Origin of the sequence: Klebsiella sp. w6 (assembly GCF_033100215.1) — a bacterium.
GTDB lineage: Bacteria > Pseudomonadota > Gammaproteobacteria > Enterobacterales > Enterobacteriaceae > Klebsiella > Klebsiella variicola.
Map to the genome: position 1 here is coordinate 926,455 of NZ_CP136907.1, position 15,199 is coordinate 941,653.

18 protein-coding genes and 3 tRNA genes are annotated in these 15,199 nt (G+C 63.3%); 18 read left to right on the forward strand and 3 right to left on the reverse strand.

What is annotated here, in order from left to right:
• Positions 1-2: 2 nt before the first annotated feature.
• Genes R0140_RS04570 through cobT form a run of 17 tightly spaced genes read left to right on the forward strand, consistent with a single transcriptional unit; the run spans position 3 to position 13,428 of the window.
• The gene (locus tag R0140_RS04570; protein WP_032740949.1) at positions 3-638 is read left to right on the forward strand and encodes a cobalt-precorrin-8 methylmutase; all 636 of its coding nucleotides are present in this window, start codon (positions 3-5) and stop codon (positions 636-638) included.
• On the forward strand, positions 635-1,774 hold the full coding sequence (gene cbiD, locus R0140_RS04575) for a cobalt-precorrin-5B (C(1))-methyltransferase CbiD (RefSeq protein WP_032740947.1): 1,140 nt from the start codon (positions 635-637) through the stop codon (positions 1,772-1,774). Before R0140_RS04570 ends, cbiD begins: the two co-directional genes overlap by 4 nt.
• Positions 1,768-2,373 (forward strand): cobalt-precorrin-7 (C(5))-methyltransferase, encoded by a 606-nt coding sequence (locus tag R0140_RS04580; protein ID WP_012540684.1) that lies wholly within the window; start codon positions 1,768-1,770, stop codon positions 2,371-2,373. Before cbiD ends, R0140_RS04580 begins: the two co-directional genes overlap by 7 nt.
• Positions 2,363-2,932 carry a decarboxylating cobalt-precorrin-6B (C(15))-methyltransferase gene (locus tag R0140_RS04585; RefSeq protein WP_012540685.1) on the forward strand — a complete coding sequence of 190 codons (570 nt, stop codon included), beginning with the start codon at positions 2,363-2,365 and terminating at the stop codon, positions 2,930-2,932. The genes R0140_RS04580 and R0140_RS04585 overlap by 11 nt, the downstream gene beginning before the upstream one ends.
• On the forward strand, positions 2,925-3,698 hold the full coding sequence (locus tag R0140_RS04590; protein ID WP_004149602.1) for a cobalt-precorrin-4 methyltransferase: 774 nt from the start codon (positions 2,925-2,927) through the stop codon (positions 3,696-3,698). Before R0140_RS04585 ends, R0140_RS04590 begins: the two co-directional genes overlap by 8 nt.
• Entirely contained in the window at positions 3,679-4,734 is a 1,056-nt protein-coding gene (cbiG, locus tag R0140_RS04595) for a cobalt-precorrin 5A hydrolase (RefSeq protein ID WP_032740945.1), read from the forward strand. Before R0140_RS04590 ends, cbiG begins: the two co-directional genes overlap by 20 nt.
• Positions 4,734-5,459: a precorrin-3B C(17)-methyltransferase gene (locus tag R0140_RS04600; RefSeq protein WP_008806290.1), complete on the forward strand. Its 726-nt coding sequence runs from the start codon at positions 4,734-4,736 to the stop codon at positions 5,457-5,459. The genes cbiG and R0140_RS04600 overlap by 1 nt, the downstream gene beginning before the upstream one ends.
• Positions 5,456-6,241 (forward strand): cobalt-precorrin-6A reductase, encoded by a 786-nt coding sequence (locus R0140_RS04605; protein ID WP_008806289.1) that lies wholly within the window; start codon positions 5,456-5,458, stop codon positions 6,239-6,241. Before R0140_RS04600 ends, R0140_RS04605 begins: the two co-directional genes overlap by 4 nt.
• Positions 6,242-6,251: 10 nt before the next feature.
• On the forward strand, positions 6,252-7,046 hold the full coding sequence (gene cbiK / locus R0140_RS04610) for a sirohydrochlorin cobaltochelatase (RefSeq protein ID WP_008806288.1): 795 nt from the start codon (positions 6,252-6,254) through the stop codon (positions 7,044-7,046).
• Positions 7,043-7,753: a cobalt-factor II C(20)-methyltransferase gene (locus R0140_RS04615; protein ID WP_023287952.1), complete on the forward strand. Its 711-nt coding sequence runs from the start codon at positions 7,043-7,045 to the stop codon at positions 7,751-7,753. Before cbiK ends, R0140_RS04615 begins: the two co-directional genes overlap by 4 nt.
• On the forward strand, positions 7,753-8,490 hold the full coding sequence (gene cbiM / locus R0140_RS04620) for a cobalt ECF transporter S component CbiM (protein WP_008806286.1): 738 nt from the start codon (positions 7,753-7,755) through the stop codon (positions 8,488-8,490). Before R0140_RS04615 ends, cbiM begins: the two co-directional genes overlap by 1 nt.
• A gap of 1 nt (position 8,491) precedes the next feature.
• Entirely contained in the window at positions 8,492-8,773 is a 282-nt protein-coding gene (locus R0140_RS04625) for an energy-coupling factor ABC transporter substrate-binding protein (protein WP_008806285.1), read from the forward strand.
• Complete coding sequence (locus R0140_RS04630) at positions 8,760-9,437, forward strand: energy-coupling factor ABC transporter transmembrane protein (protein WP_032740943.1); 678 nt, start codon at positions 8,760-8,762, stop codon at positions 9,435-9,437. Before R0140_RS04625 ends, R0140_RS04630 begins: the two co-directional genes overlap by 14 nt.
• Before the next feature lie 8 nt (positions 9,438-9,445).
• Complete coding sequence (locus tag R0140_RS04635) at positions 9,446-10,270, forward strand: energy-coupling factor ABC transporter ATP-binding protein (RefSeq protein WP_317703950.1); 825 nt, start codon at positions 9,446-9,448, stop codon at positions 10,268-10,270.
• The gene (locus tag R0140_RS04640; protein WP_012540692.1) at positions 10,267-11,790 is read left to right on the forward strand and encodes a cobyric acid synthase; all 1,524 of its coding nucleotides are present in this window, start codon (positions 10,267-10,269) and stop codon (positions 11,788-11,790) included. Before R0140_RS04635 ends, R0140_RS04640 begins: the two co-directional genes overlap by 4 nt.
• Positions 11,784-12,329: a bifunctional adenosylcobinamide kinase/adenosylcobinamide-phosphate guanylyltransferase gene (gene cobU, locus R0140_RS04645; RefSeq protein WP_016161746.1), complete on the forward strand. Its 546-nt coding sequence runs from the start codon at positions 11,784-11,786 to the stop codon at positions 12,327-12,329. Before R0140_RS04640 ends, cobU begins: the two co-directional genes overlap by 7 nt.
• Before the next feature lie 43 nt (positions 12,330-12,372).
• On the forward strand, positions 12,373-13,428 hold the full coding sequence (cobT, locus tag R0140_RS04650; protein WP_032740941.1) for a nicotinate-nucleotide--dimethylbenzimidazole phosphoribosyltransferase: 1,056 nt from the start codon (positions 12,373-12,375) through the stop codon (positions 13,426-13,428).
• 93 nt (positions 13,429-13,521) lie between these two features.
• Here cobT and R0140_RS04655 read toward each other — a convergent pair.
• From R0140_RS04655 to R0140_RS04665, 3 genes are all read right to left on the reverse strand, one after another.
• Positions 13,522-13,598: transfer RNA gene (locus tag R0140_RS04655), tRNA-Met, on the reverse strand.
• A gap of 32 nt (positions 13,599-13,630) precedes the next feature.
• Positions 13,631-13,707: transfer RNA gene (locus tag R0140_RS04660), tRNA-Met, on the reverse strand.
• A gap of 35 nt (positions 13,708-13,742) precedes the next feature.
• A tRNA-Met gene (locus R0140_RS04665) sits at positions 13,743-13,819 on the reverse strand.
• Between the two features lie 210 nt (positions 13,820-14,029).
• Between R0140_RS04665 and mltA the strand changes: the two genes are divergently transcribed.
• A complete protein-coding gene (gene mltA, locus R0140_RS04670) occupies positions 14,030-15,127 on the forward strand; it encodes a murein transglycosylase A (RefSeq protein ID WP_008806279.1) in 1,098 nt (365 codons plus the stop codon).
• The last annotated feature ends 72 nt before the right edge of the window (positions 15,128-15,199 follow it).

The following is a 15,199-nucleotide window of genomic DNA, read 5'->3' on the forward strand; positions in this document are numbered from 1 at the left end:
TGATGCAGTACATCCAACAACCGCAGGCGATCGAGTCGAAAAGCTTCGACATCATCAGCGAGATCATCGCCGAAACGCGACCGGACTACCGTTTCGCCAGCCCGCTGCACGAGGCGATTATCAAGCGGGTGATCCACACCACCGCTGACTTCGACTGGCTGGATATTCTGTGGTTTTCTCCGGATGCCCTGATCGCGCTGAGCGAGGCGTTGAGCCGGCCCTGCACGCTGTATACCGATACCACCATGGCGTTGTCCGGGATCAACAAAACCCTGCTGGCCCGCTTTGGCGGCGAATGCCGCTGCTATATCAGCGACCCACGGGTGGTGCGCGAGGCGCAAAGCCGGGGGATGACCCGCTCGATGGCGGCGGTGGATATTGCGGTGCAGGAGCCCGGGGAGAAAGTGTTCGTCTTCGGCAATGCGCCAACCGCACTGTTTCGCCTGCTGGAACATCGCGAGACGGCCATCGGCGGCGTGGTGGGGGTGCCGGTCGGGTTCGTCGGCGCCGCGGAGTCGAAAGCGGCGCTCAGCGAGAGCGGCCTGCCGGCCATCGCCGCGCTCGGCCGCAAGGGGGGAAGCAACGTGGCGGCAGCGATTGTGAACGCTCTGCTTTACCACCTGCGGGAGGCGCAATGAGCGATCAGACCTTTGACGCCCCGGTGTGGCATCACGGCAAAGCGCTGCGCAAGGGCTACACCACCGGCTCCTGCGCCACGGCGGCGGCAAAAGTGGCGGCGCTGATGGTGATGCGCCAGCATCTGATCCACCAGGTCTCGATCGTCACCCCCTCCGGCGTCACCCTGTGCCTGAACGTCGAGTCTCCGCACGTCGAAGGGCAGCAGGCGGTCGCCGCGATCCGTAAAGACGGCGGCGATGATGTCGACGCCACCCACGGCATGCTGATTTTTGCCCGGGTGACCCTCAATGACAGCGGAGAGATTAGCCTGCAGGGCGGCGAGGGCATCGGCACGGTGACCCGCAAAGGGATCGGTCTGCCGACAGGCAGCCCGGCGATAAACCGTACTCCGCGGCACACCATCGAGACCGCCGTTCGCGAAGCGATTGGCCCTTCCCGTGGCGCGCAGGTGGAGATCTTTGCCCCGGAAGGTGTACTTCGCGCGCAAAAAACCTATAACGCGCGGCTGGGGATCCTCGGCGGCATCTCGATTATCGGCACCACCGGGATCGTCACCCCGATGTCGGAAGAGAGCTGGAAGCGCTCGCTCTCCCTCGAGCTGGAGATAAAACGCGCCGCCGGGCTGGAGCGCGTGGTGCTGGTGCCGGGCAACCACGGCGAGCGCTTTGTCCGCGAGCAGATGGGCATCGACCCGCAGGTGGTGGTCACCATGAGCAACTTCGTCGGTTACATGATTGAAGAGGCGGTCCGGCTTGGTTTCCGCCAGATTGTGCTCATCGGCCACCCCGGCAAACTGATCAAAATCGCCGCCGGGATCTTTCATACCCACAGCCATATCGCCGATGCGCGGATGGAAACCCTCGTCGCTCATCTGGCGCTGCTTGGCGCGCCGCTGCCGCTGCTGACGCTGGTCAGCGAGTGCGACACCACCGAAGCGGCAATGGAGCATATCGACGCCTGGGGATACCAGCGTCTCTATAACCATCTGGCTGAGCGAATCTGCCAGCGTGTTCTTGAGATGCTGCGCTTCACTCAGCACCCGCCCACCTGCGACGCGGTTCTGTTTTCTTTTGATAACCAGGTGCTGGGCAGCAGCCGTCCGCTGGCGGCGATTGCCCGGGAGCTGACATGTTGACGGTCGTGGGAATGGGCCCGGCGGGGCTGCAGTGGCTGGCCCCGGCCGCGCGCGAGGCAATCGCCGCCGCCGAGGCGCTGGTGGGCGGCAGCCGCCACCTCCGGCAGTTTCCCGACTTCGCCGGGGAGTGCTTTGCGCTGGGGGCCGATATGCCGGCGCTGCTGGCGTGGATCGAGGCCCGCGCCGGGCGCCACGTCGTGGTGCTGGCCTCCGGCGATCCGCTGTTCTATGGCATTGGCACCCGGCTGATTGCCCACTTTGGCCGGGAACGGGTGCAGGTGATCCCCGGCATCAGCGCGGTGCAGTACCTCTGCGCCCGGGCGGGCATCGACATGAACGACATGTGGCTGACCAGCAGCCATGGCCGGGCGGTGAGCTTCGATGCGCTGGCCGCCCACCGGAAAGTCGCCATGGTGACCGACGGCCGCTGTGGTCCGCGGGAGATTGCCGCCCAGCTGACGGCCCGCGGCAAAGGCCACCGCTGGATGGTGATCGGCGAAAATCTGGCGATGGAAAACGAGCGGATCCACTGGCTGCCGGTCAGCGCCGTGGAGGACGAATATGAGATGAATGCGGTGGTGATCCTCGATGAAAGATGAGCTGTTTTTGCGCGGCGCCCAGGTGCCGATGACCAAAGAGGCCGTGCGCGCGCTGGCGCTGGCGAAGCTGGAGCTGCACCGTGCGCGCCACCTGATTGATATCGGCGCGGGCACCGGCAGCGTCAGCATTGAGGCCGCCCTGCAGAACCCGGTGCTGCGGGTGACGGCGATTGAGCGTCAGGCCGACGCGCTGCGCCTGCTGGCGGACAACCGGCAGCGCTTTGGCTGCGACAATATCGCTATCGTGGCGGGCGTTGCGCCGCTGGCGGTCGCCGACAAAGCCGACGCGATCTTTATGGGCGGCAGCGGCGGCCACCTGACGGCGCTGATCGACTGGTCGCTGGCGCAGCTGCATCCTGGCGGCCGGCTGGTGATGACTTTTATTTTGCAGGAAAACCTTCATAGCGCCCTGGGGCACCTGCAGCAGTGCCGCATTCGCGAGGTGGACTGTCAGCAGCTGGCGGTCTCCACTCTGGCCACGCTGGGCAGCGGCCACTATTTCAAACCCCATAATCCCGTTTTTGTCATCGCCTGTCAGAAGGAAGAAAACCATGGCTGAGACTTTTGATCCCCATTGCGTGTGGTTCGTCGGCGCCGGTCCTGGCGATCGCGAACTGATTACTCTCAAAGGCTACCGTCTGCTGCAGCAGGCGCAGGTGGTGATCTACGCCGGGTCGCTGATCAACACCGAGCTGCTGGCCTACTGTCCGCCACAGGCGGAGTGCCACGACAGCGCCGCGCTGCATCTGGAGCAGATCCTCGACCTGATGGAGGCGGGGGTGAAGGCGGGAAAAACGGTGGTGCGTCTGCAGACGGGCGATGTTTCGCTGTACGGCTCGGTGCGCGAGCAGGGCGAAGAGTTGACCCGCCGCGGGATCCGCTGGCAGGTGGTGCCGGGCGTCAGCGCTTTCCTCGGCGCGGCGGCCGAGCTGGGGGTGGAGTACACGGTACCCGAAGTCTCGCAGAGTCTGATTATTACCCGTCTGGAAGGGCGCACGCCGGTTCCCGCGCGCGAACAGCTGGAGGCCTTTGCCAGCCATCAAACCTCGATGGCGATTTACCTGTCGGTGCAACGTATTCACCGGGTGGCGGAGCGGCTGGTGGAGGGCGGCTACCCCGCGACCACCCCGGTCGCGGTGATTTACAAGGCCACCTGGCCGGAAAGCCAGACCGTCCGCGGTACCCTCGCGGACATCGGCGACAAAGTACGCGACGCCGGGATCCGCAAAACGGCGCTGATCCTGGTCGGCCCCTTCCTCGGCGATGAGTATCACTACTCAAAACTGTACGCAGCGGATTTTAGCCATGAATACCGTAAAGCCTGAATCCATTGCCCTGTTTTGCCTGACGCCCGGCGGCGTGCGGTTGGCAAAACGGCTGGCGGCCATGCTGCCGCTCACCTGCTACACCAGCGAAGCGCTGCAGGAAGAGGGGTTTATCCCCTTCAACGGCGGCTTTGCCAGCGCAGCCCGCGAGGCATTCAGCAGCTTCTCGGCGCTGATTTTTATCGGCGCCACCGGGATTGCCGTGCGGGTGCTGGCCCCGCTGGTGAATGACAAGCTCAGCGACCCGGCGGTGGTGGTGATTGATGAGCGCGCCCGGCACGTCATCAGCCTGCTCTCCGGCCATGCCGGGGGGGCGAATGCGCTGACCCGCTATCTGGCCGGGATGCTCGACGCCGACCCGGTGATCACCACCGCCACCGATGTCAACGAGCTGGCCGCCCTTGACACGCTGGCCTTCCAGCTGAACGCCCGGATGACCGATTTTCGCGCGGCGGTGAAAACCGTCAACCAGATGCTGGTGAGCGGCAAGCGGGTGGGGCTGTGGTGCGACGGCGAATTCACCGAGGCGCTAAGCCGGTGCGACCAACGCGGCTTTATCCCGGTAAGCGACCTGGCGCGCTTGCCGGCGCTCGACGCGCTGATCTGCGTCACCCTGCGCCGGTCGCTGCCGTCGCTGCCGGTACCTCACTGGAAGCTGGTGCCCCAGCGGGTGGTGGCGGGCATCGGCTGTCGGCGCGACACCCCCTGTTCCTTGCTCTGTACGTTGCTGGATCGCCAGCTTGCCGCTCAGCGTCTTGACCCGCTGGCGCTGAAAGCGATCGGCAGCGTGAGCCTGAAGGCAAACGAGCCGGGGTTGCGCCAGTTGGCTCACCGCTGCCGGGTGCCGTTCGAAACCTTCAGCGCCGAGGCGCTGCGCGAGCACGAGCACCGCTTTCCGGCCTCGTCTTTTGTCCGGGAGACGGTCGGCGTCGGCAGCGTCTCCGGTCCGGTGGCCTGGCTGCTGAGTCAGGGAAACCTGTCCGGCGAAACCCTGCGCGAGCAGGGCGTGACCATTACTTTGGGAGTAACACACTGATGTTAAGCGTAATCGGAATTGGCCCTGGCTCGCAGGCGATGATGACCATGGAAGCCGTGGAGGCCCTGCAGGCGGCAGAGATTGTGGTGGGCTACAAGACCTACACCCACCTGGTAAAAGCCTTTACCGGTGACAAGCAGGTGATCAAAACCGGCATGTGCAAAGAGATTGAACGCTGCCAGGCCGCCATTGAGCTGGCGCAGGCCGGGAACAACGTTGCGCTGATCAGCAGCGGCGACGCCGGCATCTACGGCATGGCGGGGCTGGTGCTGGAGCTGGTCAATAAGCAGCAGCTGGACATTGAGGTCCGTCTGATCCCAGGGATGACGGCGAGTATCGCCGCCGCCTCGCTGCTCGGCGCGCCGCTGATGCATGATTTCTGCCATATCAGCCTCAGCGATCTGCTGACGCCGTGGCCAGTGATTGAAAAACGCATTGTCGCCGCAGGGGAAGCAGACTTCGTTATCTGTTTTTACAACCCCCGCAGCCGCGGCCGCGAAGGGCATCTGGCGCGCGCCTTTGCGCTGCTGGCGGCCAGCAAAAGCCCGGACACGCCGGTCGGCGTAGTCAAATCCGCCGGGCGCAAAAAGCAGGAGAAATGGCTGACCACCCTCGGAGAGATGGATTTTGCCCCGGTGGATATGACCAGTCTGGTCATCGTCGGCAACAAAGCGACTTACATCGACAACGGTCTGATGATCACCCCGCGAGGCTACGCGCTGTGAACCACGGCGACGTGCTGGTTATCGGGGGCACCAGCGATGCGCGGGCGATCTGCCAGCAGCTGGACGCCGCCGGCGTGCGCTACACCCTGTCGGTGGCGACCCCCACCGGCGAGCGGCTGGCCGGCGATATCCGCGGGCGGATACGCTGCGGGCGCATGGAGTGGCAGCAGATGGCGGAGTGGCTCAGGGCGCAGCGCACCCGCTGGGTGATTGACGCCTCTCACCCCTACGCCGAAGTGGTCAGCCAGAATATTGTGCGCGCCTGCGCCAGCGTCGGGGTCCTGCTCAGCCGCTATCAAAGGCCGGAGCAGCTGAGCGATCTGCGCCATCCGCTACTTCACGTGGTCGGCGATCTGAACGAGGCCTGCGCGCTGGCCCGTCGCCTCGGGGAGCGGATCCTGCTGACCACCGGCAGCAAAGATCTGGCGGCCTGGCGGGCGGGACTGGCGGAGAAAACGCTGCTCGCCCGGGTGCTGCCGGTGCCGGAGGTGGTTCAGCACTGTAGCGATCTGGGGTTTGGCGTCGGGGAAATCTTTGCCCTCTGCGGGCCGTTCAGCGCCGAATTTAACGCCGCCTTTTATCGCCAGTGCCGGGCTGATGTTGTGGTAACGAAAGCCTCGGGCGCGGAAGGGGGCTATCAGGAAAAAGTACAACCCTGTCTTGATGCGGGGATCCCCTGCATCGTCATTACCCGCCCGGCGCCGCTGGTGAAGGGCGATGAATTACTGGAAAGCCAGGCCGATTTCGCTACGCGGCTGACGCGCTGGCTGTCGGCGACTTGAGGAACAGGATATGAAAAAAGCACTTCTGGTGGTGAGCTTCGGCACCAGCTATCACGACACCCGCGAGAAGAACATTACCGCCTGCGAGCGCGATCTTGCCGCCAGCTGTCCGGATCGCACGCTGTTCCGCGCCTTCACCTCGGGGATGATTATTCGCAAACTGCGGCAGCGCGACGGTATCCATATCGATACCCCGCTGCAGGCCCTGCAAAAGCTGGCTGAGCAGGGGTACCAGGATGTGGCGATCCAGTCCCTGCACATTATCAACGGCGACGAGTACGAGAAGATCGTTCGCGAAGTGCAGAGCCTGCGCCCGCGCTTTCAGCGCCTGACGCTGGGCGTGCCGCTGCTGAGCGGTCATGGCGATTATGTTCAGCTGATGCAGGCCCTGCGCCAGCAGATGCCGCCGCTGGCGGCGACGGAGCGAGTGGTGTTTATGGGGCACGGCGCCAGCCACCACGCCTTCGCGGCCTACGCTTGTCTGGATCATATGATGGCGGTGCAGGGTTTTCCGGCGCGGGTGGGGGCGGTGGAAAGCTATCCCGAAGTGGACATCGTCATTAACGAACTCTCCCGCCAGGGCGTGACCGGCGTGCATCTGATGCCCCTGATGCTGGTGGCCGGCGATCATGCCATTAATGATATGGCCTCCGACGAAGACGATTCGTGGAAAACCCGCTTTAATGCCGCCGGTATTCCTGCCACGCCGTGGCTGAACGGGTTAGGGGAAAATCCGGCGGTGCGGGCGATGTTTGTCGCCCATCTGCAGCAGGCGCTGAATAACGCGATGGAGAAAGCAGCATGAGCGGCAAACTCTACGCCCTGAGCACCGGGCCGGGGGCGGCCGATCTGATCACCGTGCGTGCGGCGCGGATACTCGGCCAGCTGGATGTGCTGTACGCGCCAGCCGGCCGCAAAGGCGGCGACAGCCTGGCCCTCTCCATCGTGCGCGAGTACCTTGGCGCACACACGGAGGTCCGCTGCTGCCATTTTCCGATGAGCGCCGACAGCGCGGAAAAAGAGGCGGTGTGGAACGACGTTGCCGCGGCGCTGGCCCAGGAGGTGGCGGCGGGCAGGCAGGTTGGATTTATCACCCTCGGCGACGCCATGTTGTTCAGCACCTGGGTCTTTCTGCTGCAGCGGATTGGCTGCCCGGACTGGCTGGAGATTGTCCCTGGCGTTACCTCCTTCGCCGCCATTGCCGCGCGGGCGAAAACTCCGCTGGCTATGGAGCAGCAGTCGCTGGCGGTGATCTCCTGTACCGCGCCGGAAGCGGACATTGCCGCGGCGCTGCGCCAGCATGACAGTCTGGTGCTGATGAAAGTCTATAGCCGCTTCGCCCGCATTAAGGCGCTGCTGGCGCAGGCGGGGCTGCTGGATGCGGCGCTGATGATGTCAGAGGCCACCCTGCCGGGCGAGCAGTGCTGGCGCCGTCTGCGCGAGGTCAGCGATGACCAGCCGCTGCCCTATTTCTCGACCATCCTGGTTAACAAACAGTGGGAGGAGGCGTAATGAATCAGGTGAAATCGCTGAAGCAGCTTTCGTACGGGGGGCTGGCAGCGGCTGTTCTGCTGATCATCGTCCCGCAGGAGGCGTTCGCCATGCATATCATGGAGGGTTTTTTACCGCCGATGTGGGCGCTGGCGTGGTGGCTGCTGTTTTTACCCTGCCTGTGGTACGGCCTGGTGCGCCTGCGGCGTATCGTCCAGGAGGAGAGCAATCAGAAGGTGCTGCTGGCCCTGTGCGGGGCGTTTATTTTTGTTCTTTCGGCGCTGAAGATCCCGTCGGTGACCGGCAGTTGCTCGCACCCGACCGGCGTTGGTCTGGCGGTGATCCTCTTCGGGCCGGGCGTGGTGGCGGTGCTGGGGGCGATCGTTCTGCTGTTCCAGGCGCTGCTGCTGGCGCATGGCGGCCTGACCACCCTTGGCGCTAACGGGATGTCGATGGCGGTGATCGGCCCGATGGTCGGCTATCTGGTGTGGAAGCTGGCCTGCCGGGCGGGGATCCGTCGCGATGTCGGGGTCTTTCTCTGCGCCATGCTGGCGGATCTGATGACCTACTTTGTCACCTCCGTCCAGCTCGGGGTGGCCTTTCCCGATCCGGCCACCGGGGCAGGTGGATCGATCCTGAAGTTTATGGGGATCTTCTGCCTGACGCAGATCCCGATCGCCATCGCGGAAGGATTGCTTACCGTGATGATCTACGATCAACTGACCAAACGGCGGCTGATCGCCGCGGAGGGACATTAATATGAAAAAGCCCCTGATCCTGTTGGCGATGGTGGTTGCCCTGATGATCCTGCCCTTTTTTATTAATCATGGCGGTGAGTTTGGCGGTTCGGACGGCGAAGCGGAGAGCCAGATCCAGGTGGTGGCGCCGGATTATCAACCCTGGTTCCAGCCGCTGTACGAACCGGCGAGCGGCGAGATTGAGAGCCTGCTGTTTACCCTGCAGGGCTCGCTGGGCGCGGCGGTGATTTTTTACATTCTCGGCTATGCGAGGGGCAGGCAGCGCCGTGATGACCGGGTTTGACCGACTCAGCTACCAGAGCCGCTGGTTGCACGTGGCGCCAGAGCGTAAGTTTCTGCTCTGGCTGCTGCTGATGGTGCTGGCCTTTACGCTGCCGGCGTGGGGCCAGGCGCTGACGCTGGCGCTGACCGCCGCGCTGACCTGCTGGCTGCTGCGGGTCTCATTGTGGCGCTGGTGCCGCTGGATGGCGCTACCCTTTGGCTTTTTGCTGGTCGGCGTGCTGACCATTGTGTTCAGCGTCAGCCGCGACCCGCAGATGCTGTTAGCGAGCTTGCGGCTGGGCGCTTTCTCGATAGGGATTTCCGCCCCGGGGCTGGCCGTGGCCGGGGAGACCTTCTGGCGCAGCCTGGCAGCGATGGCGGCCACGCTCTGGCTGGTGCTTAATCTGCCTTTCCCACAGCTGATTATCTTGCTCAAGCGCGGTCGCGTACCGCGACTGTTGACGGAGCAGATCCTGCTGACCTGGCGCTTCATTTTTATTCTGTTAGACGAGGCGATGGCGATTCACCGCGCGCAAACCCTACGTTTTGGCTATGGTAGCGTGCCGCAGGGCTATCGCTCGCTGGCGATGCTGGTGGGACTGCTGTTCACTCGCGTCCTCCTGCGCTATCAGCAGATGAGCACCGCGCTGGATATCAAATTGTACCAGGGTGATTTTCACCTCTAAGGATAAGTATGCTTGCCACAACCGATCTCTGGTTTCGCTATCAGGATGAGCCGGTACTTAAAGGGCTGACGCTGGATTTTTCCCGCCATGCGGTGACCGGCCTGGTGGGGGCCAACGGCTGCGGAAAGTCGACGCTGTTTATGAACCTGAGCGGCCTGCTGCGCCCGCAGCAGGGGGCGGTGCTGTGGCAGGGAGAGGCGCTGAATTACAGCAAGCGCGGTCTGCTGGCGCTGCGCCAGCAGGTGGCGACGGTGTTTCAGGATCCGGATCAGCAGATCTTCTATACCGATATCGACAGCGATATCGCTTTTAGCCTGCGTAATCTCGGGGTGGCGGAAGAGGAGATCGCCCGCCGGGTGGATGAAGCGTTGACCCTCGTTGATGCTCAGGGGTTTCGCCAGCAGCCGATCCAGTGTCTCAGCCATGGGCAGAAAAAACGGGTGGCGATCGCCGGGGCGCTGGTGCTGCAGGCGCGCTACCTGCTGCTTGACGAGCCCACCGCGGGCCTCGATCCCCGGGGGCGGGCGCAGATGATCGCCATCATCCGGCGCATTGTCGGGCAGGGGCGGCGCGTGGTGATCTCCAGCCACGATATCGCTCTGATCTATGAGGTGAGCGACGCCGTTTACGTTCTGCGTCACGGCGAAGTGCTGGCCGCGGGGGATCCCGGCGAGGTCTTTGCCTGCGCGGCGATCATGGCCCAGGCGGGATTGACGCAGCCGTGGCTGGTGAAACTTCATAGCGAACTGGGATTGCCGCTGTGTAAAACCGAAGCGGAGTTTTTTCAGCGGATGCACAACAACGCGATAGGCGCGATAAAGGAGGCGTCATGACGCTGGCAGTGATGTTACAGGGCACGGCTTCCGACGTGGGGAAAAGCGTACTGGTGGCGGGACTGTGCCGCATTTTTCATCAGGATGGGCTGCGTACCGCGCCGTTTAAATCACAGAATATGGCGCTGAACTCCGGCATTACGCCGGATGGCAAAGAGATGGGCCGGGCGCAGATTTTCCAGGCCGAAGCGGCAGGGATCGCGCCGGATGTCCGCATGAACCCGATTTTGCTCAAGCCCACCAGCGACCGTCAGGCGCAGGTGGTCCTGATGGGGCAGGTGGCGACCAGCATGGACGCGGTGAGCTATCACCAGTACAAGCCGCGCCTGCGCGAACAGATCCTCGCGGTCTACCAGAGCCTGGCCGGAGAGTATGAGGCGCTGGTGCTGGAAGGGGCCGGCAGTCCGGCGGAGATTAACCTGCGCGACCGCGATATCGTCAATATGGGCATGGCCGAGATGGCGCAATGCCCGGTGATCCTGGTGGCCGATATCGACCGCGGCGGGGTGTTTGCCGCGATTTACGGTACGCTGGCGCTACTGCAGCCTCAGGAGCGGGCGCGGGTGAAAGGGGTGATCATCAATAAATTCCGCGGCGATGTGGCGCTCCTGCGCTCCGGGATAGAGCAGATCGAGGCGTTGACCGGGGTGCCGGTGCTGGGCGTTATGCCGTGGCTTGACGTGGATCTCGAGGATGAGGACGGCGTCGCGCTGCAGGCCGGGAAATACCATCGCACCGACCGGCGCGACATCGACATCGCCGTGGTTCACCTGCCGCATATCGCCAATTTTACCGACTTTAACGCCCTGGCGGCGCAGCCAGACGTCCGGGTGCGCTATGTCCGCGACCCGCAGGCGCTGGCCGACGCCGACCTGGTCATTCTCCCGGGCAGTAAAAATACCCTCGGCGATCTGTGCTGGCTGCGCGAGAGCGGCATGGCGCATGCAGTCGAGCAGGCCCGGCAGCGCAAGGTGCCGCTGCTGGGGATCTGCGGCGGCTATCAGATGCTGGGCGAAACCATTATCGATGAGGTGGAGTCTGGCCTTGGCACCCAGCCCGGACTGGGGGTGCTGAAGACCGTGACCCACTTCGCCCAGCATAAAACCACCACCCAGGTGCAGGCGACCCTGGGAACTAACCTCCCGGAATGGTTAGCCGACGCGGCAGGTCTGCATGTCAGTGGCTACGAAATTCATATGGGTGAGACGCGCCGCGAGGCCGGCAGCCCGCCGCTGCTGCAGCTGCATAAAGCGGGACAGTCAGTAGAGGACGGGGCGATAAGCGACGACGGCCTGGCGTTCGGCACCTATCTCCATGGCCTGTTCGACAGCGATGCCTTTACCCGGGCGCTGCTCAACGGCCTGCGCCAGCGCAAAGGGCTGGCGCCGCTGGATAGCGCCCTGGAGTATGCCCGCTATAAAACCCGGCAGTTTGATCGGCTGGCGGACGCCATGCGCGAACATATCGCCATCGATAAAATTTACGCCATCATGCGCCAACATCAGGAGCCCCTATGCTGACTCTGGTTACCGGCGGCGCGCGTAGCGGCAAAAGCCGCCATGCCGAGGCGCTGATTGCCGATGCGCCGCAGGTGTTATATATCGCCACCTCGCAAATCTTTGACGACGAGATGGCCGCAAGGATCCAGCACCATCGCGACGGCAGGCCCGCCCACTGGCGCACCGCCGAGCGCTGGCAGCAGCTTGATGAACTGATCACCCCGGATATCGCCCCAGCGGAGGCGATTTTGCTGGAATGCATCACCACCATGGTCACCAACCTGCTGTTCGCGCTCGGCGGCGACAGCGACCCCGACGGCTGGGATTACGCCGCCATGGAACGGGCTATTGATGACGAAATTGGCGTGCTGATTGCTGCCTGTCAGCGCTGTCCGGCGCACGTCGTGCTGGTGACCAACGAGGTGGGGATGGGCATTGTGCCGGAGAACCGCCTGGCGCGGCATTTTCGCGATATCGCCGGGCGGGTCAATCAGCGCCTGGCGGCCGCGGCGGATGCGGTCTGGCTGGTGGTCTCCGGCATCGGCGTCAAAATCAAATAACTCAATCGCTGGCTGACCGGGCCAGCCCTGGCAGGGATTCTGTATGCAAAATTTAAACACGGTTCTGCGGGCGATCCCCGCGCCGGACGCCGACGCCATGGCGCGGGCACAACACCATATCGACGGCTTACTCAAGCCCCCCGGCAGCCTGGGGCGTCTGGAGGCGCTGGCGGTTCAGCTGGCGGGAATGCCCGGCCTGGGCGGCCAGCCGCAGGTGGCGAAAAAGGCCCTGCTGGTGATGTGCGCCGATCATGGGGTGTGGGACGAAGGGGTGGCGATTTCGCCGAAAGCGGTCACCGCCATTCAGGCAGCCAATATGACCCGCGGCACCACCGGCGTCTGCGTGCTCGCCGCCCAGGCCGGGGCGCAAGTGCATGTGATTGATGTCGGTATCGATAGCGAACCGCTCCCCGGGGTGGTGAATATGCGGGTGGCGCGGGGCTGCGGCAATATTGCCCGCGGCCCGGCCATGAGCCGCGAGCAGGGGCAGGAATTGCTGCTGGAGGTGATGCGCTACACCCGCGCGCTGGCCCAGGAGGGGGTTACTCTGTTTGGTGTCGGCGAGCTGGGGATGGCCAATACCACGCCGGCGGCGGCGATCGTCAGCGTTCTGACCGGCAGCGATGCGCAGGAGGTGGTCGGGATTGGCGCCAATCTGCCGTTGGCGAAGGTTGGCAACAAGGTGGAGGTGGTGCGGCGGGCTATCGCCGTCAATCAGCCCGACCCGAATGATGGTCTCGATGTGCTGAGCAAAGTCGGTGGTTTCGATCTGCTGGGGATGGCGGGGGTGATGCTGGGGGCGGCGGCCTGCGGACTGCCGGTGGTGCTGGATGGCTTTCTTTCCTACGCCGCAGCGCTGGCGGCGTGCCAGATAGCGCCGGAGGTAAAACCGTATCTGATCCCGTCCCACTATTCGGCGGAGAAGGGGGCGCGTATCGCGCTGGCGCATCTGGGCCTCGAACCGTATCTCAATATGGGTATGCGTCTGGGAGAAGGCAGCGGCGCGGCGCTGGCGATGCCGATCGTCGAGGCAGCCTGCGCGATGTACCATCGCATGGGCATGCTGGCGGCAAGCAATATTGTGTTACCGAAGGGGTAAGCCGGCGAGGGGGCGGCAATGGCCGTTCCCGTTTTCGGCAGAGGTTTGCCGGCGGCAGAAACAAAAAAACACCCTTGAGGGTGTTTATGATGTTGGTTGCGGGGGCCGGATTTGAACCGACGACCTTCGGGTTATGAGCCCGACGAGCTACCAGGCTGCTCCACCCCGCGTCACCGTACTGCTTTACTTTGTCAAATTTGATTGGTTGCGGGGGCCGGATTTGAACCGACGACCTTCGGGTTATGAGCCCGACGAGCTACCAGGCTGCTCCACCCCGCGTCACCGTACTGCTTTGTACTTCATCAAATTTTAACTGGTTGCGGGGGCCGGATTTGAACCGACGACCTTCGGGTTATGAGCCCGACGAGCTACCAGGCTGCTCCACCCCGCGTCCGTGGAAGCGCACTATACTCCGCTAGCGAGATGATGCAACCTTTTTTCGACCAAATCGACATTTTTGTAAGAATTGGCTTATAAAACGCCATCTTGTGGTCTTTTTTTACACAAATCTGTGCCATCGATGAGATCGCGCATTTCAATAGCCCCGGCGCTTTGTTATCTTCAACACGCACTAAGGCTTCGCAGCAAAAGATGAGACACCATGAAAGGACGTTGGGCAAAATATGTAGCGACGGGGGCAATGCTGGCTATGCTCGCCGCCTGTTCCTCAAAACCGACCGACCGCGGTCAGCAATATAGCGATGGCAAGTTCACCCAGCCGTTTTCACTGGTAAACCAGCCGGATGCCGTCGGGGCGCCGATCAACGCCGGCGACTTCTCCGAGCAGGTTAATCAAATTCGTAACGCCTCGCCGCGCCTCTATAATAGCCAGAGCAACGTCTATAACGCGCTGCAGGAGTGGCTGCGCGCCGGCGGCGACACCCGCACGCTGCGCCAGTTCGGCATCGACGCCTGGCAGATGCAGGGCACCGACAACTATGGCAACGTCCAGTTTACCGGCTATTACACGCCGGTAGTGCAGGCGCGCCACACCCGTCAGGGCGAATTCCAGTACCCCATTTACCGTATGCCGCCGAAACGCGGTAAGCTGCCGTCCCGCGCCAGCATCTATGCCGGCGCGCTGAGCGATAACTATGTGCTGGCGTACAGCAATTCGCTGATGGATAACTTCATCATGGACGTGCAGGGCAGCGGCTATATCGACTTTGGCGATGGTTCGCCGCTCAATTTCTTTAGCTATGCCGGGAAAAACGGCTGGCCCTATCGCAGCATCGGCAAAGTGCTGATCGACCGCGGGGAAGTGAAGAAAGAAGATATGTCGATGCAGGCGATCCGCGAGTGGGGTGAAAAGCACAGCGAAGCGGAAGTGCGCGAGCTGCTGGAGCAGAACCCGTCGTTCGTGTTCTTTAAACCGCAGTCTTTCGCGCCGGTGAAAGGGGCCAGCGCTGTGCCGCTGATCGGCCGCGCCTCGGTGGCCTCTGACCGGTCGATTATTCCGCCGGGAACCACCTTGCTGGCCGAGGTGCCTCTGCTGGATAATAACGGCAAGTTTAACGGCCAGTACGAACTGCGCCTGATGGTCGCTCTCGACGTCGGCGGGGCCATCAAAGGCCAGCATTTCGACATCTATCAGGGCATTGGGCCTGACGCAGGCCACCGTGCCGGCTGGTATAACCACTATGGCCGCGTATGGGTGCTGAAAAACGCCCCGGGCGCGGGGAATGTTTTTAGCGGCTAACTCCCCTGGCCCTGCCTGTTGACCAGGGCGCCCGGATGACGCCGTTTACGGCGGCCTCCGGGCGCTGTCATT

Bases quoted from the DNA above. Each gene is read 5' to 3' on its own strand.
- R0140_RS04570 (WP_032740949.1), top strand. From the start codon at position 3: ATGCAGTACATCCAACAACCGCAGGCGATCGAGTCGAAAAGCTTCGAC.
- cbiD (WP_032740947.1), top strand. From the start codon at position 635: ATGAGCGATCAGACCTTTGACGCCCCGGTGTGGCATCACGGCAAAGCG.
- R0140_RS04580 (WP_012540684.1), top strand. From the start codon at position 1,768: ATGTTGACGGTCGTGGGAATGGGCCCGGCGGGGCTGCAGTGGCTGGCC.
- R0140_RS04585 (WP_012540685.1), top strand. From the start codon at position 2,363: ATGAAAGATGAGCTGTTTTTGCGCGGCGCCCAGGTGCCGATGACCAAA.
- R0140_RS04590 (WP_004149602.1), top strand. From the start codon at position 2,925: ATGGCTGAGACTTTTGATCCCCATTGCGTGTGGTTCGTCGGCGCCGGT.
- cbiG (WP_032740945.1), top strand. From the start codon at position 3,679: ATGAATACCGTAAAGCCTGAATCCATTGCCCTGTTTTGCCTGACGCCC.
- R0140_RS04600 (WP_008806290.1), top strand. From the start codon at position 4,734: ATGTTAAGCGTAATCGGAATTGGCCCTGGCTCGCAGGCGATGATGACC.
- cbiK (WP_008806288.1), top strand. From the start codon at position 6,252: ATGAAAAAAGCACTTCTGGTGGTGAGCTTCGGCACCAGCTATCACGAC.
- R0140_RS04615 (WP_023287952.1), top strand. From the start codon at position 7,043: ATGAGCGGCAAACTCTACGCCCTGAGCACCGGGCCGGGGGCGGCCGAT.
- cbiM (WP_008806286.1), top strand. From the start codon at position 7,753: ATGAATCAGGTGAAATCGCTGAAGCAGCTTTCGTACGGGGGGCTGGCA.
- R0140_RS04625 (WP_008806285.1), top strand. From the start codon at position 8,492: ATGAAAAAGCCCCTGATCCTGTTGGCGATGGTGGTTGCCCTGATGATC.
- R0140_RS04630 (WP_032740943.1), top strand. From the start codon at position 8,760: ATGACCGGGTTTGACCGACTCAGCTACCAGAGCCGCTGGTTGCACGTG.
- R0140_RS04635 (WP_317703950.1), top strand. From the start codon at position 9,446: ATGCTTGCCACAACCGATCTCTGGTTTCGCTATCAGGATGAGCCGGTA.
- R0140_RS04640 (WP_012540692.1), top strand. From the start codon at position 10,267: ATGACGCTGGCAGTGATGTTACAGGGCACGGCTTCCGACGTGGGGAAA.
- cobU (WP_016161746.1), top strand. From the start codon at position 11,784: ATGCTGACTCTGGTTACCGGCGGCGCGCGTAGCGGCAAAAGCCGCCAT.
- cobT (WP_032740941.1), top strand. From the start codon at position 12,373: ATGCAAAATTTAAACACGGTTCTGCGGGCGATCCCCGCGCCGGACGCC.
- mltA (WP_008806279.1), top strand. From the start codon at position 14,030: ATGAAAGGACGTTGGGCAAAATATGTAGCGACGGGGGCAATGCTGGCT.